This is a genomic window from Pseudomonas sp. ICMP22404, from assembly GCF_006227205.1.
Classification (GTDB): Bacteria; Pseudomonadota; Gammaproteobacteria; order Pseudomonadales; family Pseudomonadaceae; genus Aquipseudomonas.
This window is the reverse complement of the sequence record NZ_VCNG01000002.1, coordinates 181,878-202,385: the sequence shown is the minus strand read 5'-3', so window position 1 is coordinate 202,385 and position 20,508 is coordinate 181,878. Positions and strand designations below refer to the sequence as shown.

15 protein-coding genes and 2 riboswitches are annotated in these 20,508 nt (G+C 62.8%); of the genes, 10 read left to right on the top strand and 5 right to left on the bottom strand.

The annotated features are described in order from the left end of the window. Positions 1-48 precede the first annotated feature (48 nt). The gene (gene cobN / locus FGE05_RS04675; protein ID WP_139641960.1) at positions 49-3,810 is read right to left on the bottom strand and encodes a cobaltochelatase subunit CobN; all 3,762 of its coding nucleotides are present in this window, start codon (positions 3,808-3,810) and stop codon (positions 49-51) included. Positions 3,811-3,813: 3 nt separating this feature from the next. Next, positions 3,814-4,878, bottom strand: a complete 1,065-nt coding sequence (gene cobW, locus FGE05_RS04670) for a cobalamin biosynthesis protein CobW (RefSeq protein WP_139641958.1) — start codon at positions 4,876-4,878, stop codon at positions 3,814-3,816. 97 nt (positions 4,879-4,975) lie between these two features. Next, a riboswitch (cobalamin riboswitch) is annotated at positions 4,976-5,191 on the bottom strand. Positions 5,192-5,422: 231 nt separating this feature from the next. Continuing rightward, a riboswitch (cobalamin riboswitch) is annotated at positions 5,423-5,646 on the top strand. 105 nt (positions 5,647-5,751) lie between these two features. On the opposite strand from cobW, the gene FGE05_RS04665 reads away from it, so the two are divergent. The 4 genes from FGE05_RS04665 (at position 5,752) to cobM (ending at position 7,886) form a co-directional block, all read left to right on the top strand. Further along, a complete protein-coding gene (locus FGE05_RS04665; RefSeq protein WP_041022746.1) occupies positions 5,752-5,940 on the top strand; it encodes a CbtB-domain containing protein in 189 nt (62 codons plus the stop codon). An 11-nt stretch (positions 5,941-5,951) separates the two neighbouring features. Further along, on the top strand, positions 5,952-6,659 hold the full coding sequence (locus FGE05_RS04660) for a CbtA family protein (protein ID WP_139641956.1): 708 nt from the start codon (positions 5,952-5,954) through the stop codon (positions 6,657-6,659). Further along, positions 6,656-7,060 carry a cobalamin biosynthesis protein gene (locus FGE05_RS04655; protein ID WP_139641955.1) on the top strand — a complete coding sequence of 135 codons (405 nt, stop codon included), beginning with the start codon at positions 6,656-6,658 and terminating at the stop codon, positions 7,058-7,060. The genes FGE05_RS04660 and FGE05_RS04655 overlap by 4 nt, the downstream gene beginning before the upstream one ends. 79 nt (positions 7,061-7,139) lie before the next feature. Continuing rightward, complete coding sequence (gene cobM / locus FGE05_RS04650) at positions 7,140-7,886, top strand: precorrin-4 C(11)-methyltransferase (protein ID WP_139641954.1); 747 nt, start codon at positions 7,140-7,142, stop codon at positions 7,884-7,886. A gap of 199 nt (positions 7,887-8,085) precedes the next feature. On the opposite strand, the gene nfuA is transcribed toward cobM, so the two are convergent. Together nfuA and FGE05_RS04635 are read right to left on the bottom strand one after the other, a co-directional pair. Next, the gene (gene nfuA, locus FGE05_RS04640; RefSeq protein ID WP_024781251.1) at positions 8,086-8,670 is read right to left on the bottom strand and encodes a Fe-S biogenesis protein NfuA; all 585 of its coding nucleotides are present in this window, start codon (positions 8,668-8,670) and stop codon (positions 8,086-8,088) included. A 117-nt stretch (positions 8,671-8,787) separates the two neighbouring features. After that, on the bottom strand, positions 8,788-11,079 hold the full coding sequence (locus FGE05_RS04635) for a fatty acid cis/trans isomerase (protein WP_139641950.1): 2,292 nt from the start codon (positions 11,077-11,079) through the stop codon (positions 8,788-8,790). Positions 11,080-11,233: 154 nt separating this feature from the next. On the opposite strand from FGE05_RS04635, the gene metH reads away from it, so the two are divergent. From metH to FGE05_RS04615, 4 genes are all read left to right on the top strand, one after another. Continuing rightward, positions 11,234-14,944 (top strand): methionine synthase, encoded by a 3,711-nt coding sequence (gene metH, locus FGE05_RS04630; protein WP_139641948.1) that lies wholly within the window; start codon positions 11,234-11,236, stop codon positions 14,942-14,944. An 87-nt stretch (positions 14,945-15,031) separates the two neighbouring features. Beyond that, positions 15,032-15,250 (top strand): DUF2970 domain-containing protein, encoded by a 219-nt coding sequence (locus FGE05_RS04625; protein WP_024781254.1) that lies wholly within the window; start codon positions 15,032-15,034, stop codon positions 15,248-15,250. Positions 15,251-15,828: 578 nt separating this feature from the next. After that, positions 15,829-17,481, top strand: coding sequence for a nitrite/sulfite reductase (locus tag FGE05_RS04620; RefSeq protein WP_139641946.1), 1,653 nt, complete (start codon positions 15,829-15,831; stop codon positions 17,479-17,481). Further along, a complete protein-coding gene (locus FGE05_RS04615; protein WP_139641944.1) occupies positions 17,465-17,959 on the top strand; it encodes a DUF934 domain-containing protein in 495 nt (164 codons plus the stop codon). The genes FGE05_RS04620 and FGE05_RS04615 overlap by 17 nt, the downstream gene beginning before the upstream one ends. Positions 17,960-18,141: 182 nt before the next feature. On the opposite strand, the gene sohB is transcribed toward FGE05_RS04615, so the two are convergent. Beyond that, entirely contained in the window at positions 18,142-19,173 is a 1,032-nt protein-coding gene (sohB, locus tag FGE05_RS04610; protein ID WP_139642504.1) for a protease SohB, read from the bottom strand. A 232-nt stretch (positions 19,174-19,405) separates the two neighbouring features. Between sohB and FGE05_RS04605 the strand changes: the two genes are divergently transcribed. Further along, positions 19,406-20,116 (top strand): histidine phosphatase family protein, encoded by a 711-nt coding sequence (locus tag FGE05_RS04605; RefSeq protein ID WP_139641942.1) that lies wholly within the window; start codon positions 19,406-19,408, stop codon positions 20,114-20,116. 52 nt (positions 20,117-20,168) lie between these two features. Continuing rightward, positions 20,169-20,486 (top strand): SCP2 sterol-binding domain-containing protein, encoded by a 318-nt coding sequence (locus tag FGE05_RS04600; RefSeq protein WP_139641940.1) that lies wholly within the window; start codon positions 20,169-20,171, stop codon positions 20,484-20,486. The last annotated feature ends 22 nt before the right edge of the window (positions 20,487-20,508 follow it).

The following is a 20,508-nucleotide window of genomic DNA, read 5'->3' as shown; positions in this document are numbered from 1 at the left end:
ACAGACGACCTCGCCACAGGTTCTGCGCATGGCCAGCTGATTAGGCAATCAACCATCTTCTTCAATATCGAGCAACAGATTCTCCAGCGCCTCGCGATACGCCCCCGGCGCCTGCCACATTCCCCGCTGCTGCGCCTCAAGCATGCGCTCGGTCATGTCCCGCAAGGCATCGGGGTTGTGTTGGCGGACGAAGTCCCGGGTGTCCGGGTCGAGCAGGTAGGCATCGGCCAGCAAGGCGTACTGGTGATCGTCGATCAGTTGCGTCGTGGCGTCGAAAGCGAACAGGTTGTCCACCGTCGCCGCCAGTTCGAACGCGCCCTTGTAACCGTGACGCTTGACCCCGTCGATCCACTTCGGATTGGCCGCCCGGGAACGGATGACCCGGTTGAGCTCTTCCTTGAGGGTGCGGATCCGGGGCAAGTCCGGTTGGCTGTGATCGCCGTGGTAGCTGGCCGCGGTGGTTCCACCGAGGGTTTCCACCGCCGCCAGCATGCCGCCCTGGAACTGGTAGTAATCGTTGGAATCGAGCAGGTCATGCTCGCGGTTGTCCTGGTTCTGCAACACCGCCTGCACCTGGCTCAAGCGCCGGGAAAACTGATCCCGCGCAGCGGTGCCTTCATCTGCGCCACCGTAGGCGTAGCCGCCCCAGTTCAGGTACACCTCGGCCAAGTCCTCGCGGCGCTGCCACAGACGACCGTCGATGGCGCCCTGCACCCCCGCGCCATAAGCACCGGGCTTGGCGCCGAAGATCCGCCAGCCAGCCTGCCGGGCAGCCGCGTCCGGCTCGAGGCCCGACGCCAACAAGGCCTCCCGCTCGCTCCGCACCTTGGCCGCCAAGGGGTTCATGTCTTCCGGCTCATCGAGGGCGGCAACGGCCTGCACCGCCGCATCGAACAGCCGGATCAGGTTGGCAAAGGCGTCCCGGAAGAACCCCGATACCCGCAGCGTCACATCGACCCGGGGCCGATCCAGCAGGCTCAGCGGCAGGATCTCGAAATCATCCACCCGTTGGCTGCCCGTAGCCCACACCGGGCGTACACCCATCAGCGCCATGGCCTGGGCGATGTCATCGCCGCCGGTGCGCATGGTGGCGGTGCCCCACACCGACAGGCCGAGCTGGCGCAGGTGATCGCCGTGATCCTGCAAGTGCCGCTCCAGAATCAGATTCGCCGACTGGAAACCGATGCGCCACGCCGTGGTGGTGGGCAGGTTGCGTACGTCCACCGAGAAGAAGTTGCGTCCGGTGGGCAACACGTCCAGGCGCCCACGACTCGGCGCACCGCTGGGGCCCGCCGGCACGAAACGTCCGCTCAAGGCATCGAGCAGGCCGCGCATTTCCGCCGGGCCACAGGCATCCAGGCGCGGGGCCACGACGGACCGCAGGCTCTCGATGATGCTGCTCACGTCCTGCCAACCCGGCGCTTCCAATTGCTCGACCCTGCCTTCCAAGGCCTGCTCGATCAAGCTTGCCGCAAACAGCTCCAGGCGCTCGCGGGTATCGCCGGCGGTGCGCCAGGGCTCATCGCTGACCTGCCGCAACGCCTCGGGACAGTCGCCAGCCCACGGGTCGGCCAAGGCGCAATCCAACGGATCGAAGCCCAGCCCGAACGCCTTCGACAGTGCCCGCAACAGGCTCGACTGCGCGCCTTTGCCATCGCCCCGGGGAATGCGCAGCAACGCCAGCAAGGTGTCGATACGCAACCGTCCGCTGGGCGACTCGCCAAAAATATGCAGGCCATCACGGATCTGTGACTCCTTCAGATCGCACAGGTAGGTGTCCAGGCGCGGCAGCCAGATCGCCGCGTCCGCGTCGGCGTCCAATTGCAGCTCGCGATCGATATGGGTTTCGCGCACCAGGTTCAGGATGTCCCGCTGCAGTTCCCGGGCACGGCGCGGGTCGAGCAATTGCGCTTCGTAATACTCGTCGGCCAGCAACTCCAGGTTACGCAGCGGCCCGTAGGTTTCGGCGCGGGTCAGCGGCGGCATCAGGTGATCGATGATCACCGCCTGGGTACGCCGCTTGGCCTGGGCCCCCTCGCCTGGGTCGTTGACGATGAACGGATAGATATTCGGCAGCGGTCCCAGCAGCGCGTCCGGCCAGCAGCTTTCCGACAACCCGACGCCTTTGCCCGGCAGCCATTCGAGGTTGCCGTGCTTGCCGACGTGGATCACGCCATGGGCACCATAGGTATGGCGCAACCAGAAATAGAACGCCAGGTAGCCATGGGGCGGCACCAGGTCCGGGTCGTGGTAGACCGCACTCGGATCGACCTGATACCCCCGGGCCGGTTGGATGCCGACAAACGTCAGGCCCAGGCGCAGGCCGGCGATCATCAGGCGACCGGCGCGGAACATCGGGTCCGTCTCGGGCGCGCCCCAGCGCTCCAGCACCGCCTGGCGATTGGCCTCGGGCAGCGTGTCGAACATGGCCTGGTAAGCCTCCAGCGCCAGGCTCTGATGACACGGCCGCAGGTCGAGACTGTCCAGGTCGTTGCTGACTCCGCCCAGCAACTGCTGGATCAGCGCAGTGCCACTGGCAGGCAGTTCGGCGGGCAGCGGATAGCCCTCGTCCTGCATGGCCCGCAGGATGTTCAACGCCGCCGCCGGGGTATCCAGGCCGACGCCGTTGCCGATGCGTCCGTCCCGGGTCGGGTAGTTGGCGAGGATCAACGCCACGCGCTTCTGCCCATTGGGCAGGCGCGCCAGTTCGGTCCAGCGCCGGGCCAGTTGCGCAACGAAATCCATGCGCTCGGGCACGGCCCGGTAGCAGACCACATCGCTCTGACTGCGCTCGCTGCGCCAGGCCATGTCCTTGAAGCTGATGGGGCGGCTGATGATCCGCCCGTCCAGTTCCGGCAAGGCAATGTGCATCGCCAGGTCCCGCGGGCCGAGGCCCTGCTCGCTGGCCCGCCAACCGGGTTCATTGTCCTGGGCGCAGATCGCCTGGATCACCGGAATGTTGCGACGAAACGGCCGCAAGTACGGCGTCTCCGGACTCGACTGGGCGAACCCGGTGGTGTTGAGGATCACTCCGGCCGCCACCTCGTCCAGCCAGTCTTCGACCTGCGCCAGGCAACCAGGCTCCTTGAGGCTCGCCACCGCTATCGGTAACGGATTGAGCCCGGCCACTTGCAACCGCTGGCAGAACACATCGATGAACGCCGTGTTCGCCGCTTGCAGATGGGAACGATAGAACAGCACCGCCGCCACGGGTTGATCGGCCTGCCAGTCAGCTTGCCAGTCGTCGAGGCTGGCACCGGTTTTCTGCGGATGGTAGATGGCCGTGCGCGGCAGGGTCTGCGGTTCAGCCCAAGCGTAATCGCGCCCGAACCATTGACTACCGAGGTTGTGAAACAGGTCCAGGGCATTGCCCAACCCACCCTGGCGCAAAAACTGCCAGAGCCGGTCGCGGTCGGCAGCGGGCACGTTGCTCAAGTCGCTGAGTTCCGGGTCCGGACGGTCGTCCCCCGGCACCAGGATCAACGTCATCCCGCGTCCAGCCAGTTCCATCAAGCGCTCGATGCCGTAGCGCCAGTAGCCGATACCGCCGTGCAGCGACAACAGGATGACCTTGGCGTGACGCAGCACGTCCTCGACGTAAAGGTCCACCGAGGCGTGGTTCTGCACCTGCATCGGGTTGGCGAGGCGAAACTGCGGGTAGTCGTCCGGCAACTGGCGCGCCGCTTCGGCCAGCAGCGCCAGGCTGGAGTCGCCGCTGCACAGGATCACCAGCTCGGCGGGGGTTTGCCCCAGGTCGGCGATGTTGTCATCCGAGACGAAGCCGCCGGGCTGGGTCCTGAGCAGGTGCATGGCTTAGACGCTGAGGGCGGCGCGCAACTGCGCTTCAAGCAGCCCGGCATCCAGCGCCTGGCCGATCAACACCAAACGCGTCACCCGGGCTTCGTCGGCCCCCCATTGGCGGTCGAAATGCTTGTCGAAACGCGTGCCGACGCCTTGGATCAGCAAGCGCATCGGCTTGTTCGGGATCGCCGCGAACCCCTTGACCCGCAGCACGCCGTGCTGGACCACCAACTGGGTCAGCGCGTCCAGCAGCAAGCTTTCGTCAGCCTGGGGCAGTTCGATGGAAATGGAGTCGAAGGCGTCATGATCGTGATCATCCTCGTCGCCGTCATGATGGTGATCGTGATGACTATGGCGGCTATCGATGTGCTCTTCGGAACCGGCACCCAGGCCGATCAGCACTTCCAGCGGCAGGCGACCGTTGCTGGCTTCGATGACCTTGACTGCCGGTGGCAGTTCTTCGGCCACTTCAAGACGGACTTTCGCCAGGTCTTCCGGGCTGATCAGGTCGGCCTTGTTGAGGATCACCAGGTCGGCGCTCGCCAACTGATCGGCGAACAGTTCATGCAGCGGCGACTCGTGGTCCAGGTTCGGATCGAGCTTGCGCTGGGCATCGACCTGATCGGGGAAGGCGGCGAAGGTGCCAGCGGCCACGGCCGGGCTGTCGACCACGGTGATCACCGCATCGACGGTGCAGGCACTGCGGATTTCCGGCCACTGGAAGGCCTGGACCAACGGCTTGGGCAAGGCCAGGCCGGACGTTTCGATGAGGATATGGTCGAGGTCGCCGCGCCGGGCCACCAGCTCGCGCATCACCGGGAAGAACTCCTCCTGCACGGTGCAGCACAAGCAACCGTTGGCCAGTTCATAGACTCGGCCGCTGGCTTCTTCTTCGGTGCAACCGATGGAGCACTGCTTGAGGATCTCACCGTCGATGCCCAGCTCGCCGAACTCGTTGACGATGACCGCGATACGCCGGCCCTGGGCGTTGTCGAGCATGTGTCGCAGCAGCGTGGTCTTACCCGAGCCGAGGAAACCGGTAACGATAGTGACGGGAAGTTTGGCCAGTGTTTTCATCGGATGCCCTTTGGCAAGGTGGCGGGCAAACGGGACGACAACCGCAGGCACAGGCGTGCGCGGAAGATTTCGTCACCGGATCACCCCGCCCGGTTGTAGTGAGAATCTGTCTCGAGGCAGGTCTCCTGGCTGACGGCGGGCCGATCCCGGCTTTTCATAGAAAGCCCTGGCAATTCCTGCGCCTTCCCGTGCTGCATGCACAGTGGCCTGGCAGGAACGTCACCGTTCACAGTTGCGGGGGCAGCCGCGGCTTGGACCGCGTTCCCGTCTTAGCTTCGGCGCAAACCGAAGAACCTCGAAGGCGCAAGGCTACGCAGGGTGTGCGGGCGGGTCAATGTCTGCAAGCAGGCTCAAGGACAACTCATACCGTGGGAGCAAGGCTTGCCCGCGACAAACGATGACGCGGTTTGCTCCATAGCACCGCGTCGTCTGGATCGCGAGCAAGCCTTGCTCCCACGGTAGGGTGTTCCCACATCAGATCCAGTTGCTGACAATTGACGCCCCACCCCGCCCCATGCTCTCCTGTGCATGGTCTGTGTGGCTACACAGACCATTTGTTACGGGTGCCCTTCACAGGGTGAAACGGGAAACCGGTGAATCGTGTGCTTTACTTCAAGGCCACGTCAGTCCGGTGCTGCCCCCGCAACGGTAAGCGAGCGAAGCGTCAGATCCACTGTGCCCCATGGCATGGGAAGGTGACGCTTGCAGGCAAGGCCAAGGCCCTGCCCCTCGTGAGCCCGGAGACCGGCCCGCAATTCAAATATCAACAAACCCGCGGTGGGCGGGCGCTGTTCGAATCCTGACGGGCTTTGGCCCGAGGTTTCATTGCGCTCGATGTACCCACTGGCCAAGACAAGAACAGAGGGAAGCGCCATGTCGACCATCAGCACCACCGCCCGCACCGCCAGCAGCACCACGACCCTGAGCCAGCGCCTGAGCGCGGCAATCCTCGCCTCGATCCTGGGGGCTGGCCTGGTCTATTTCGCCGGTTTCTCCCACATCGAGGCGGTGCACAACGCGGCCCACGACACCCGCCACAGCGCCGCCTTCCCGTGCCATTGAGACCTGCCGACATGATCAAGCGTATCGCGCAAACCGCTGGGTTCAGTGGTTTGCTGGCCGCCCTGCTGCTGACCCTCCTGCAAAGCCTATGGGTTTCGCCGCTGATCCTGCAGGCCGAGACCTATGAAAAAGCCCCTGCGGCCGAAGCCCCTGTCGAGGCCCATCAGCATGCCGACGGCGCCGCTCACAACCATGATGCCGGAGCCTGGGAACCCGAAGATGGCTGGCAGCGCGTGCTGTCCACCACCGGTGGCAACCTGGTGGTCGCCGTGGGTTTCGCCCTGATGCTGGCGGGCCTGTACACCTTGCGTACACCTACCCGCACCTCCCAAGGCCTGCTCTGGGGCCTGGCCGGTTATGCCACCTTCGTCCTCGCGCCAACCCTTGGCCTGCCGCCGGAACTGCCCGGCACTGCCGCGGCCGACCTGGCTCAACGGCAAATGTGGTGGATCGGCACCGCGGCGTCCACGGCCGTGGGCATCGCCCTGATCGCGTTCGGCAGGCATTGGCTGCTCAAACTGCTGGGCGTGGCGACTTTGCTGGTGCCCCATGTCATCGGCGCACCGCAGCCGGAGGTCCACTCGATGCTGGCGCCCGAAGCCCTTGAAAGCCAATTCAAGATCGCCTCGCAATTGACCAACGTCGCGTTCTGGCTGGCCCTCGGCCTGATCAGCGCCTGGCTGTTCCGCCGTGACGGTCAAGCTCACCACGAGGCATGAATAGCGGGCAGGTGCTGGTGGTCGGCCTGGGCTGCCAGCGCGGTTGCCCGGCCAGCGTGTTGCGCGCATTACTGGATGAGGCATTGCTGACCCACGGCATCGCGCTTGAAGCGGTGGGGGCCCTAGCCAGTATCGATCTCAAGCGTGACGAACCAGGCCTGCTGGCATTGGCGGGGCAACTGGCCCTGCCGCTGACCTTCTTCAATGCTGGCCAGTTATCGGGCTATCGGGAACGCCTCAGCCACCGCTCGCAGATCGCTTTCGAGCGCACGGGTTGCTACGGCGTTGCCGAAAGCGCGGCACTGGCCCTTGCCGAACAACTGGGGCAGACCGCTGCCACCTTGCGTATTCCTCGCCAAAAGTGCGCCCAGGCCACACTGGCATTGGCGGTCGCGTCGTAAAACCCGATAATCGCCCTCCATGGATCATGAGCGATCTTCATTCAGGCATCGCTCTCCCTTCTTTTTTCAGGAACCGGTCATGACCGTCTACTTCATTGGCGCCGGCCCCGGCGATCCGGAATTGATCACCGTCAAGGGCCAGCGACTCGTGCGCAGCTGCGCGGTGATCATTTATGCCGGCTCCCTGGTGCCCGCCGCCGTGCTCGAGGGCCATTGCGCCGAACAGGTGATCAACAGCGCCGAACTGCATCTGGAACAGATCATCGCGCTGATGGAGGCAGCCCATCGCAACGGCCAGGACGTCGCCAGGGTGCATTCCGGCGACCCGAGCCTGTACGGCGCCATCGGCGAGCAGATTCGTTGCCTGCGGGAACTGGACATCCCCTTTGAAATCATTCCAGGCGTGACCGCGACCTCAGCCTGCGCCGCCCTGCTGGGCGCCGAACTGACCTTGCCGGACATCGCCCAGAGCGTGATCCTCACCCGCTACGCGGACAAGACCGCGATGCCCGCCGGAGAAGAGTTGGGTAGCCTGGCGCAACATGGAACGACCATGGCGATCCACCTGGGGGTCAATCATCTGGAAAAAATCGTCGGTGAGCTGCTGCCCCACTACGGCGCGGATTGCCCGATTGCCGTGATTCACCGGGCGACCTGGCCGGATCAGGATTGGGTGATGGGGACGCTGGCCGACATTGCCGCAAAAGTGCAGGCCAAGGGCTTTCGCCGCACGGCGCTGATTCTGGTGGGACGGGTGCTGGGCAACGACGTGTTCAGCGAATCATCGCTCTACCGCGCCGGGCATGCACATCTCTACAGACCCTGACCGCTCAATATCCATTGTCTGTGGGAGCGAGCCTGCTCGCGATAGCGGTGGATCAGACAGAAATGATGTTGAATGTACCGCCGCAATCGCGAGCAGGGCTCGCTCCCACAGAGTTCTGGGTGATCGCAAATTCAGCGTTCAGCCCAATCCTTGTGGGAGCGAGCCCTGCTCGCGATTGCGGTAGTCCAGGCTGCAACGATCAGTAGTAAGCGTTTTCTTTCTGCGTATGGTCGGTCACGTCGCGCACGCCCTTGAGTTCCGGGATACGCTCGAGCAGCGTGCGCTCGATACCTTCCTTCAGGGTCACGTCAGCCTGACCACAGCCCTGGCAGCCGCCGCCGAACTGGAGCACGGCGATGCCGTCTTCCACCACGTCGATCAGCGACACCTGGCCGCCGTGGCTGGCCAGCCCCGGGTTGATTTCGGTTTGCAGGTAATAGTTGATGCGCTCGTTGATCGGGCTGTCGGCGTTGACCATCGGCACTTTGGCATTCGGCGCCTTGATGGTCAGTTGGCCGCCCATCCGGTCGGTGGCGTAATCGACGACCGCATCGTCCAGGAACGCTTCGCTGAACGAATCGATGTAGGCGGTGAAGCTCTTGAGCCCCAACGCGGTGTCTTCGGGCTTTTCTTCCCCCGGCTTGCAGTAGGCAATGCACGTCTCTGCGTACTGGGTGCCGGGCTGGGTGATGAAGATGCGGATCCCGATACCCGGCGTGTTCTGCTTGGACAGCAGGTCGGCCAGGTAATCGTGGGCGGCATCGGTAATCGTAATGGCGGTCATGGAAACTCCTCGCAGGCTTGCCGGCAGTTTACGCCAAATCAGGGCGCCGGACAAAGTCCCAGTATTTTTGTCAGGAAAGCAGCCGGCGGCACGGGTTTCGCCGCCGGGACATGCCGGTCAGAGGTTCTGGTAGCGATTCATGTCCAGCACGCCGGCCTCCAGGGGCTCGGTTTCCTCGATGTAACGGCTCAAGTCATGGAAGTAGTGCCAGAACTGCGGGTGACTGCGACGAATCCCCCAACGCTCGACAATCCGCTCGAAAGCTTGCTCATCCTGGGCGTTTTCCATGGCGTCGACGAACGCCGGGACTTGTCCGGCCGGGATATTGAACATGAAGTTCGGGTAGCTGCTGAGCACGCCCGGATAAACCGTCAAGGTGTCCAGCCCCGGCTGATAGCGCCGCTCCTCGCCCAGCAGGAACGCCACATTACTATGGGCGCGGTTGCGCAGCAGGCTGTAGATCTCGCGATGACCGTTGGAAGTTTCGATGCGCAGCATCGTCGCTTCCGGCAACTGGTCGATGACCCGAAGCCCCGCCGCCGGGCGCGACACCAGGCGACTGAGGGCCTGCTCAGCGTTCTGCAAGGCCGGATCGATGTTTGGGCGCGAGCAATAGGCGCCGTCGCAGCGATTGATCGGATCGGGCCGCGCATTCAGCTCGCCATAGCGGACCAGCAATTGCCGGGCGAAATCGCCCTTGGGGTCGCGTTCGTCCAGCTTGAGAGCGGTCGACTTGTCATTGTCGATGCTCTCGTAATCCAGCCACATCTTGAATTTGCCGCCGGACTGATACCAGTCGTCGAGGTAGCCTTCACGGGAATCGGCCGGCATCAGGCGCAGGAAGTTCTGTTCCGCGCCATTGCGAATCAGGTCGAAGTACAGCCGCGTCTGGGCCTGATGGGAGACGTTGCCGAACACATCGAAATTCACCGCCAGTTGGTAATAGGTGCGCTCCAACAACGGGAAGTCGAACAGCCACATCGTCTGCGGTACTTCGCCGATCAGGCCCTTGGTGACCGAGGCGCTGTCGAAGTGCCGGAAAATACTCAGCAAGGCATTGTCGTTACCGGCCCACAGCGTCGACCAGCTCGGTGCCGGCAACTCGGCGTAATTGTCCCGGCGCAGGGCCTCGTAGGCGTTGCGCTTGTCCCGATAGTCGAGCCACAGGCTGACAACGCTGCCCACATCGTCGTTCTGCCCCGGCATCGCCAGCAATGGCGTGGCCTGGCCGCGATAGTTCGGATCGGTGATGTACAGGTCGTGCTCAGGGGCCTGGAACAGCGCCCAGAAATTGTCGCGGATCACATCCGTGGCGATCTGGCCCCGGCACACCGGGCCGCGGATAAAGGTGCGCACGAAATATTCGGCGTTATCGAGCATGAATTGATAACGGGCCTGGGCCGGGATCGCTTCAAAGGTGGAGAACGGATTCGAGCGGCGCTCCGGGCCGTAGCCGGGCAACGCCGTGACCTGCCAGTTGCCCTTGTAGAACAGGCTCTTGATCCGCGCCATCTTGGCCGCACTCAGCCCGTAGGTGATGTGGGTCTTGTGCACGATCACCCCTTGCACCGCCCAGAGCCGGTAATAGACGCGGGTGCCGGGATCGTCGTTCGGGCGACGGGTGTTGATCAGGTCGATCGGCTGGCCACTGGGCGTGCGCGAACGCACCCACTGGAAGAAATGCCCTGGCTCGCCGTCCTTGAAATAGATGTGCGCCAGGAACCAGTGCTCGAACAACCAGCGGGCCACCAGGCTCTCCCGGGCGCCGGGGGCGTTAAGCAGGTTTTCCCATTGCACCACCTGCAAGGCTTCAGCGGAACTTGGGGCCAGGGCTTGCTGGTCGATGGGCGCGCCGGCGGCCAGCCAGCGCTGCAAGGTCTGGTATTGCTGCTCGGTCAGGCCGGTGACCGCCATGGGCATACCCTCTCTGGGGTGCGCGGCGGCGTACCCATCGAATTGCCCCGGCATCGCGCAGCTGTTTTCACGCCCGAGACCCAGCACGATCTCTTCCGGCAGCTTGGCGTTGGGCTGCAGCGGCGCGCCGTGCCCCAGCGCCAGCATCTGCGCCATCAACGCAGCCTGGCTGCCCTGGGCATCGAGCACCGAATAAAAGCCCTTGCGCTGCCAGGCCTGCGGGCCGGAGGCGTCATAGAACAAGCGGGTCGGGACGGCGGCCTCGCGGCGCTCGCCGTCATACACCGACATTTTGCTCGCGCCCCGGGCCGCACCTTCGCCGCTGCCCAGGTTCAACTGGCAAGCGGAGTCGTAGCAAGCGTGGCAGGCCACGCACTTCTCGGTGAAGATCGGCTGGATGTCGCGGGTGTAGGACAACGCTGGCACGGGATCCTTGGCGGCTGCGGCAAAAGACAACAGCAGCAACAGACTGCCGAATAAGACGCGGTACGGCATGTCTCGGTCCCTAAGAGATAGAGCAGCGATTCTACCGGGCCAGCAGCCGGTTGCAAACATGAGCGAAATTCATGCAAAAGCCACCCACGATCAAATCCGGCACAGGTTTGCTATGATTCCTGGCTTCGTAATGGTCTTTTTTCCAGGTAGTCCTATGTCTGATCGCAGCGCTCGCCTTTATCTTCTCCAGCAAGCCCTCAAGGAACGCATCCTGATCCTCGACGGCGGCATGGGCACGATGATCCAGAGCTACAAGCTGGAGGAGCAGGACTATCGCGGCAAGCGCTTCGCCGACTGGCCGAGCGACGTCAAGGGCAACAACGATTTGCTGGTGCTGACCCGTCCCGACGTGATCGGCTCCATCGAGAAAGCCTACCTGGATGCCGGCGCCGACATCCTCGAAACCAACACCTTCAACGCCACCCAGGTGTCCCAGGCCGACTACGGCATGCAGGGCCTGGCCTATGAGCTGAACCTGGAAGGTGCGCGCCTGGCCCGCAAGGTGGCCGACGCCAAGACCCTCGAGACCCCGGACAAGCCGCGCTTCGTCGCCGGCGTGCTTGGCCCGACCAGCCGCACCTGCTCGCTGTCGCCAGACGTGAACAACCCCGGCTACCGCAACGTGACCTTCGACGAACTGGTGGAGAACTACACCGAGGCCACCAAGGGTCTGATCGAGGGCGGCGCCGACCTGATCCTGATCGAAACCATCTTCGACACCCTGAACGCCAAGGCGGCGATCTTCGCCGTGCAAGGGGTCTACGAAGAACTGGGCGTCGAGCTGCCGATCATGATTTCCGGCACCATCACCGACGCCTCCGGTCGCACCCTCTCCGGCCAGACCACCGAAGCCTTCTGGAACTCCGTGGCCCACGCCAAGCCGATTTCCGTCGGCCTGAACTGTGCCCTGGGTGCCAGCGAACTGCGCCCGTACCTGGAAGAGCTGTCGAACAAGGCCAGCACCCATGTCTCGGCGCACCCGAACGCCGGCCTGCCCAACGAATTCGGTGAATACGACGAACTGCCGGCGCAAACCGCCAAGGTCATCGAAGAGTTCGCCCAGAGCGGCTTCCTGAACATCGTCGGCGGCTGCTGCGGCACCACGCCAGCGCACATCGAAGCCATCGCCAAGGCAGTGGCCGGTTATGCGCCACGACCGATTCCGGAAATTCCCCGGGCTTGTCGCCTGTCGGGCCTGGAACCGTTCACCATCGATCGAAGCTCGCTGTTCGTCAACGTCGGCGAGCGGACCAACATCACCGGTTCCGCCAAGTTCGCCCGGCTGATCCGCGAAGACAACTACACCGAAGCCCTGGAGGTGGCCCTGCAGCAGGTCGAGGCCGGCGCCCAGGTGATCGACATCAACATGGACGAGGGCATGCTCGATTCGAAGAAGGCCATGGTGACCTTCCTCAATCTGATTGCCGGCGAACCGGACATCTCCCGCGTGCCGATCATGATCGACTCGTCGAAATGGGAAGTGATCGAAGCCGGCCTCAAGTGCATCCAGGGCAAGGGCATCGTCAACTCCATCAGCATGAAAGAAGGCGTCGAGCAATTCATCCATCACGCCAAATTGTGCAAGCGCTACGGCGCCGCCGTGGTGGTGATGGCGTTCGACGAAGCCGGCCAGGCCGACACCGAGGCGCGCAAGAAGGAAATCTGCAAGCGCTCCTACGACATCCTGGTCAATGAAGTGGGCTTCCCACCGGAAGACATCATCTTCGACCCGAACATCTTCGCTGTCGCCACCGGTATCGAAGAACACAACAACTATGCCGTGGACTTCATCAACGCCTGTGCCTATGTCCGCGACGAGCTGCCCTACGCGCTGACCTCCGGCGGGGTGTCCAACGTGTCGTTCTCATTCCGGGGCAACAACCCGGTGCGCGAGGCGATCCACTCGGTATTCCTGCTGTATGCGATCCGCGCGGGCCTGACCATGGGTATCGTCAACGCCGGCCAGCTGGAGATCTACGACCAGATCCCGGTGGAACTGCGCGACGCCGTGGAAGACGTGATCCTCAACCGCACCCCGGAAGGCACCGACGCCCTGCTAGCCATTGCCGACAAGTACAAGGGCGACGGCAGCACCAAGGAAGCGGAAACCGAGGAGTGGCGCAACTGGGACGTCAACAAGCGCCTGGAGCATGCACTGGTCAAGGGCATCACCACCCACATCGTCGAGGACACCGAGGAATCGCGCCTGTCGTTCGCCCGCCCTATCGAAGTCATCGAAGGTCCGTTGATGGCCGGCATGAACATCGTTGGCGACCTGTTCGGCGCCGGCAAGATGTTCCTGCCCCAGGTGGTCAAGTCCGCCCGCGTGATGAAGCAGGCCGTGGCCCACCTGATTCCGTTCATCGAGGCGGAAAAAGGCGACAAGCCGGAAGCCAAGGGCAAGATCCTGATGGCGACGGTCAAGGGCGACGTCCATGACATCGGCAAGAACATCGTCGGCGTGGTGCTCGGTTGCAACGGTTATGACATCGTCGACCTGGGCGTGATGGTGCCAGCGGAAAAAATCCTGCAGGTGGCCAAGGAGGAGAAATGCGACATCATCGGCCTGTCCGGCCTGATCACCCCGTCCCTGGATGAGATGGTGCACGTGGCTCGCGAGATGCAGCGCCAGGATTTCCATCTGCCGCTGATGATCGGTGGCGCGACGACGTCCAAGGCCCACACGGCGGTGAAGATCGAGCCCAAGTACAGCAATGACGCGGTGATCTATGTCACCGACGCCTCCCGCGCCGTCGGGGTGGCAACCCAATTGCTGTCCAAGGAACTGAAACCGGCGTTCGTCGAAAAAACCCGTCAGGACTACATCGAGGTTCGTGAGCGCACCGCCAACCGCAGCGCCCGTACCGAACGCCTGAGCTACCCCGCCGCTGTCGCCAAGAAGCCGCAGTTCGACTGGAGCAGCTACCAGCCGGTCAAGCCGACGTTCACCGGTGCCCGGGTGCTGGACGACATCGACTTGAACGTCCTGGCCGAATACATCGACTGGACGCCGTTCTTCATTTCCTGGGACCTGGCCGGCAAGTTCCCGCGCATCCTCACCGATGAAGTGGTCGGCGAAGCCGCCACCGCCCTGTACGCTGACGCCCAGGCCATGCTGCGCAAGCTGATCGATGAGAAACTCATCAGTGCCCGCGCAGTGTTCGGTTTCTGGCCGGCCAACCAGGTGCATGACGACGACCTGGAAGTCTACGGCGACGACGGCAAGCCACTGGCCCGCCTGCATCACCTGCGCCAGCAGATCATCAAGACCGACGGCAAGCCGAACTTCTCCCTGGCCGACTTCGTTGCGCCGAAGGACAGCGGCGTGACCGACTACGTCGGCGGCTTCATCACCACCGCAGGCATCGGTGCCGAAGAAGTGGCGAAGGCCTACCAGGAAGCTGGCGACGACTACAACTCGATCATGGTCAAGGCCCTGGCCGACCGCCTGGCCGAAGCCTGCGCCGAGTGGCTGCACCAGCAGGTGCGCAAGGAACATTGGGGTTATGCCAAAGACGAAAGCCTGGACAACGAGGCGCTGATCAAGGAGCAGTACACCGGCATCCGCCCTGCCCCCGGTTACCCTGCATGCCCGGATCACACCGAGAAAGCCACCCTGTTCCGCCTGCTTGATCCCGAGGCCAGCGAACTGAAGGCCGGCCGCAGCGGCGTGTTCCTCACCGAGCACTACGCCATGTTCCCGGCGGCGGCGGTCAGTGGCTGGTACTTCGCTCATCCCCAGGCGCAATACTTCGCCGTGGGCAAGATCGACAAGGACCAGGTCCAGAGCTACACCGGTCGCAAGGGCCAGGAGCTGAGCGTGACCGAGCGCTGGCTGGCGCCGAACCTGGGCTACGACAACTGAGTGAAGGATCACGGTCGGCAACGGCCGTGATCCTTTTTTTCACGGGTTGTCTATGCTTGTCCCATACCCATGGCAGACGAGGGATTTATGGACGATCCAGTCGACAACAAGCCGCCAACCCTGCTGCAGATGATGCACAGCGTACTGGCCGCCGCCTTCGGCGTGCAGAGCGGCAAGAACCGCGCCCGTGACTTCACCCACGGCAAACCAAGTCACTTCGTGATCCTGGGGATCGCGTTCACGGTGATCTTCGCCCTGACGCTGTTTGGCATCGTCAAGCTGGTGGTGCATCTGGCGGGGCTATAGCAAGGGTCTGCACATCAACCTCCTGTGGGAACTAGCCTGTGGGAGCAAAGCTTGCTCGCGACGCAAACGACACGGTCGAGACCGCGTCATCGTTCATCGCGAGCAAGCTTTGCTCCCACAGGCCTGCTCTCACAGGCCTGGTCCGGCAGGTTTTTATTGCGTTGGACGACCGATTACTGATGACTGACCCAGAACACCGCCGTGCCTACCACCAGGATTATCAGGAACAGAATGGCCCAGGCATCAACAGTGCTGTCGCTTTTCCTTGCTTTGGTCGGATTGCTCATTGCATCGCCTCTTGTCGGTTTTTTAGGTGATTGCATAGGGACTCGACCACAGTTAAGACGATGATTGCCCATACGACAAATGTGGGTTCCATGCCGATAGACCCCATTAGGTCATTTGGTTCTTTACATATACTCAAACATCACTTTTGCGCATAACTCAAAACAGGTATCGTGCACCGGCTCCTTTAGGAGTGCGCGGCCGTGCGCGCAGAATTGCCGAGGCAGAACCCGATTCCAGCGAGCCAATACGCAGCTGTTTCTGATCGGCCCAAGCCTGAGACCGAGACTTATATGTACGTATATGACGAGTACGATCAGCGGATCATCGAGGACCGCGTCAAGCAGTTCCGTGATCAGACCCGACGCTATCTGGCAGGCGAGCTGAGCGAAGAAGAATTCCGCCCTCTGCGCCTGCAGAACGGCCTGTACATCCAGCGTTTCGCCCCGATGCTGCGGGTGGCGGTGCCTTACGGCCAACTGACCGCACGCCAGGTGCGCAAGCTGGCCCAGATTGCCCGCGACTACGACAAGGGCTACGCCCACATCAGTACGCGGCAGAACGTCCAGTACAACTGGCCGGCCCTGGAAGATGTCCCCGAGATCCTGGCTGAGCTGGCCACCGTGCAAATGCACGCGATCCAGACCAGCGGCAACTGCCTGCGCAACGTCACCACCGACCAGTTCGCCGGTGTCGCGGCCGATGAGTTGATCGACCCACGTCCATGGTGCGAGATCGTCCGTCAGTGGACCACGTTCCACCCGGAATTCGCCTACCTGCCGCGCAAGTTCAAGATTGCCATCAACGGCTCGACCTCGGACCGCGCCGCCATCGAAGTCCACGACATCGGCCTGGAGGCGGTCTACAACGCTGCGGGCGAGCTGGGCTTCCGCGTGCTGGTGGGCGGTGGCCTCGGTCGCACGCCGGTGGTGGGTGCATTCATCAATGAGTTCCTGCCCTGGCAGGACCTGCTGAGCTACCTCGACGCCATCCTGCGGGTGTACAACCGCTATGGCCGTCGCGACAACAAGTACAAGGCGCGGATCAAGATCCTGGTCAAGGCCCTGACACCTGAAGTGTTCGCCGAGAAGGTCGAAGCCGAAATGGTTCACCTGCGTGGCGGTCAGACCACCCTGACCGAAGCTGAAGTCCACCGCGTGGCCAAACACTTCGTCGACCCGCAATACAAGGCCTTGGACAACCAGGACTTCGCAGCACTCGACAAGGAACATCCGGGCTTCGCCCGTTGGCGCAGCCGCAACACCCTGACCCACAAGAAGCCTGGCTACATCGCGGTCACCTTGTCCCTGAAGCCGACCGGCGTTGCGCCGGGCGACATCACCGACAAGCAGCTGGACGCCGTGGCCGATCTGGCCGACCGCTACAGCTTCGGTCAGCTGCGCACGTCCCACGAGCAGAACATCATCCTGGCCGACGTCGAACAGAGCCAGTTGTTCACCCTGTGGGGCGAGTTGCGCGAGCAGGGTTTCGCCACACCGAACATTGGCCTGCTGACCGACATGATCTGCTGCCCGGGCGGCGATTTCTGCTCCCTGGCCAACGCCAAGTCGATCCCGATCGCCGAATCGATCCAGCGCCGTTTCGACGATCTGGACTACCTGTTCGACATCGGCGAACTGGACCTGAACATTTCCGGTTGCATGAACGCCTGCGGTCACCACCACGTCGGCCACATCGGCATCCTGGGCGTGGACAAGAAAGGCGAAGAGTTCTACCAGGTCTCCCTGGGTGGCAGCGGCAGCCGCGACGCCAGCCTGGGCAAGATCCTCGGGCCTTCGTTTGCCCAGGACGATATGCCAGACGTGATCGAGAAGCTGATCGACGTGTACATCGAACAACGTACCGAAGACGAGCGTTTCATCGACACTTACCAACGTATCGGCATCGACCTCTTCAAGGAACGCGTCTATGCAGCGAATCATTAAGAACAACGAGGTCATCGACGAAACCTGGCACCTGCTGCCGAAGGACGCGACCCTCGATGGTATTTCCAACTGCGACGACCTGATCGTCCCCCTGGCCCTGTGGCGTGATCATTCCCGTGCCCTCAAGGCCCGCGATGGCGGCCTGGGCGTGTGGCTGGATGCCGACGAAGAAGCGGAAGAGATCGGCGACGACGCCAATCAGCTCCAGGTCATCGCCCTGAACTTCCCGGCCTTCACCGACGGCCGCAGCTACTCCAACGCCCGCCTGCTGCGTGATCGCTACGGCTTCAAGGGCGAACTGCGGGCCATTGGCGATGTGCTGCGCGACCAGCTGTTCTACATGCGCCGCTGCGGTTTCGACGCGTTCGCCCTGCGCGCCGACAAGGACCCCTACGAAGCCCTCGAAAGCCTCAAGGACTTCTCGGTGACCTACCAGGCCGCCACTGACGAACCGCTGCCGCTGTTTCGTCGCCGCTGAGCCCGTTGCATAAAAAAGCCCTGACCCGGATATTCCGGCTCAGGGCTTTTTCATTTTCCGGCAACCACCAAAGCCCCTGTGGGAGCGAGCCTGCTCGCGATGGCGGTGATTCAGTCGATGCTGCAGTGACTGACAGACTGCTATCGCGAGCAGGCTCGCTCCCACAGGGATTGAGAGCAGAGTTACCAGAACCGCTGCTGGGTCAACCGGCTCCACCAGCTCAACAGAACACGGTCCACTGAGCCGCTGGCAGCCATGCCGACGCGCTCCTGCAGGCTTTTGCGTTCGGCATAGTGCAGGTGGTACAGCTCGGCGCTCTTGGCGCGTTCGGCCAGGTATTCGTCGCTGGTCTTCAACTCGTCCACCAGATGTTTGCCGAGCGCGGCGACACCCAGCCAGACCTCGCCGGTCGCCACTTCATCAATGGCCAGTTGCGGGCGGTAGTTGGACACGAAGCTCTTGAACAAGTCGTGGGTGATGTCCAGGTCCTGCTGGAATTTCTCCCGGCCCTTCTCGGTATTTTCGCCGAACACCGTCAGCGTACGCTTGTACTCGCCGGCGGTCAGGACTTCGAAGTCGATGTCATGCTTCTTCAGCAGGCGGTTGACGTTCGGCAACTGGGCCACGACGCCGATGGAGCCGAGGATGGCGAAAGGTGCGCTGATGATCTTCTCGCCGATGCAGGCCATCATGTACCCGCCACTGGCCGCGACTTTGTCGATGCACACGGTCAGCGGTACGCCGGCCTGACGGATCCGCACCAGTTGCGACGAGGCCAGTCCATAGCTGTGCACCATGCCGCCACCGCTTTCCAGGCGCAGCACCACTTCGTCCTTCGGCGTTGCCAGGGTCAACAGCGCGGTGATTTCATGACGCAGGCTCTCGGTGGCCGATGCCTTGATGTCGCCGTCGAAGTCCAGCACGAACACCCGGGGCTTGGCCGTCGGTTTTTCCTTCTGTTTCTTCTGCGCTTTCTCAGCCTTGCCTTCGCGCTTGCGCAGGGCCTTGAGCTGATCCTTGTCCAGCAGTGTCTGTTCCAGGCGCTCGCGAAGCCCCTTGTAGAAATCGTTGAGTTTGCTCACCTGCAACTGGCCGGCCGACTTGCGCCGCCCCTTGCTGCGCAGGGCAGCAAAACTGGCCAGCACCACCAGGATGGCGATGACCAGCGTCACGGTCTTGGCCAGAAAGCCGGCGTATTCGATAAAGAACTCCACGATCACTCCTAATTGATTCTCGACTCGCCGCTCGAGGGCGGACATTAAACGCTCCCAGCATACCCATGCGCCTGCGTCGCTACCAGCCGGGAAACCTGTGGTTACCTTAAGCCCGGACCAGGCAGGACAAGGCTGTAACGGACATTTCAAACAAGCGTATGTTTTTTCATTGACAGCTCACCGCCATCCTCATAACCTCGCCAAACCTTCAACGTACCGGGATGACGCGGACGTGGGCAGTATCTATCTGATTCGACATGGCCAGGCCTCCTTTGGTGCGGACGACTACGATGTCCTTTCACCCAATGGCGTCCGCCAGGCACAGATGCTGGGTAACCACCTGGCGGAGCTGGGTGTCGTGTTCGATCGTTGCCTCTCGGGCGACCTGCGTCGGCAGCAGGATACCGCCACCGGCGCCCTGGGCCAGATGTCCGCCGCCGGGCTGCCGGTTCCCGAGGTGGAAACCGACTCCGCGTTCAACGAATTCGATGCCGACGCCGTGATCCGAGCCCTGCTGCCGGACATGCTGCCCCAGGAACCCGAGGCCCTGTACATCCTGCGCAATGCGGCGCAGAACCGCGCCGAATTCCAGCGCATCTTCGCGCTGGTGGTCGAGCGTTGGCTCAGCGGCCAGTACGACCCGCCCGGGCTGGAGAGCTGGCTGGGTTTCGTCGAGCGGGTCCAGGCCGGCCTGCAGCGCATCCTGGAACAGGCCGACAACAGCCACAAGATCGCCGTGTTCACGTCCGGCGGCACAATTACCGCCCTGCTCCACCTGATCACCCGGATACCGGCCCGACAGGCCTTCGAACTGAACTGGCAAATCGTCAACACCTCGCTCAACCACCTGAAATTCAGGGGGCGCGACGTGGCCCTGGCTTCCTTCAACAGCCATGCTCATCTGCAACTGCTGAAGACCCCGGACCTCATCACCTACCGTTGAGGCCGAATTAATCGTAGACCCTTGCTGTATCAACCCGATAAGGATCGAAACCATGACCTCCGTAGTCGACGCCGTACAAAAGATGAAAGAAAAATTCAACCCAGCTGCCGCTGCCGGCCTGGACCTGGTATTCGGTTTCAACATCACCGACGAAGACAAGCAGTACGCCCTGATCGTCAAGGACGGTACCTGTGAATTGCAGGAAGGCGAGAATGCCGACGCCAACTGCACGCTGGTGATGGACAGCGAAACCCTCAAGGGCATCGTCAGCGGTGAAACCGACGGCATGCAAGCGTTCATGGGCGGCAAACTGCGTGTCGAAGGCGACATGATGCTGTCGATGAAGCTCTCCGAGCTGTTCCCGGCCTGAGCCTGCGCACCTTCCCAGGGTG

Bases quoted from the DNA above. Each gene is read 5' to 3' on its own strand.
- metH (WP_139641948.1), top strand. From the start codon at position 11,234: ATGTCTGATCGCAGCGCTCGCCTTTATCTTCTCCAGCAAGCCCTCAAG.
- FGE05_RS04660 (WP_139641956.1), top strand. From the start codon at position 5,952: ATGATCAAGCGTATCGCGCAAACCGCTGGGTTCAGTGGTTTGCTGGCC.
- cobW (WP_139641958.1), bottom strand. From the start codon at position 4,878: ATGAAAACACTGGCCAAACTTCCCGTCACTATCGTTACCGGTTTCCTC.
- FGE05_RS04655 (WP_139641955.1), top strand. From the start codon at position 6,656: ATGAATAGCGGGCAGGTGCTGGTGGTCGGCCTGGGCTGCCAGCGCGGT.
- FGE05_RS04620 (WP_139641946.1), top strand. From the start codon at position 15,829: ATGTACGTATATGACGAGTACGATCAGCGGATCATCGAGGACCGCGTC.
- FGE05_RS04600 (WP_139641940.1), top strand. From the start codon at position 20,169: ATGACCTCCGTAGTCGACGCCGTACAAAAGATGAAAGAAAAATTCAAC.
- FGE05_RS04665 (WP_041022746.1), top strand. From the start codon at position 5,752: ATGTCGACCATCAGCACCACCGCCCGCACCGCCAGCAGCACCACGACC.
- FGE05_RS04625 (WP_024781254.1), top strand. From the start codon at position 15,032: ATGGACGATCCAGTCGACAACAAGCCGCCAACCCTGCTGCAGATGATG.
- nfuA (WP_024781251.1), bottom strand. From the start codon at position 8,670: ATGACCGCCATTACGATTACCGATGCCGCCCACGATTACCTGGCCGAC.
- cobM (WP_139641954.1), top strand. From the start codon at position 7,140: ATGACCGTCTACTTCATTGGCGCCGGCCCCGGCGATCCGGAATTGATC.
- cobN (WP_139641960.1), bottom strand. From the start codon at position 3,810: ATGCACCTGCTCAGGACCCAGCCCGGCGGCTTCGTCTCGGATGACAAC.
- FGE05_RS04615 (WP_139641944.1), top strand. From the start codon at position 17,465: ATGCAGCGAATCATTAAGAACAACGAGGTCATCGACGAAACCTGGCAC.
- FGE05_RS04635 (WP_139641950.1), bottom strand. From the start codon at position 11,079: ATGCCGTACCGCGTCTTATTCGGCAGTCTGTTGCTGCTGTTGTCTTTT.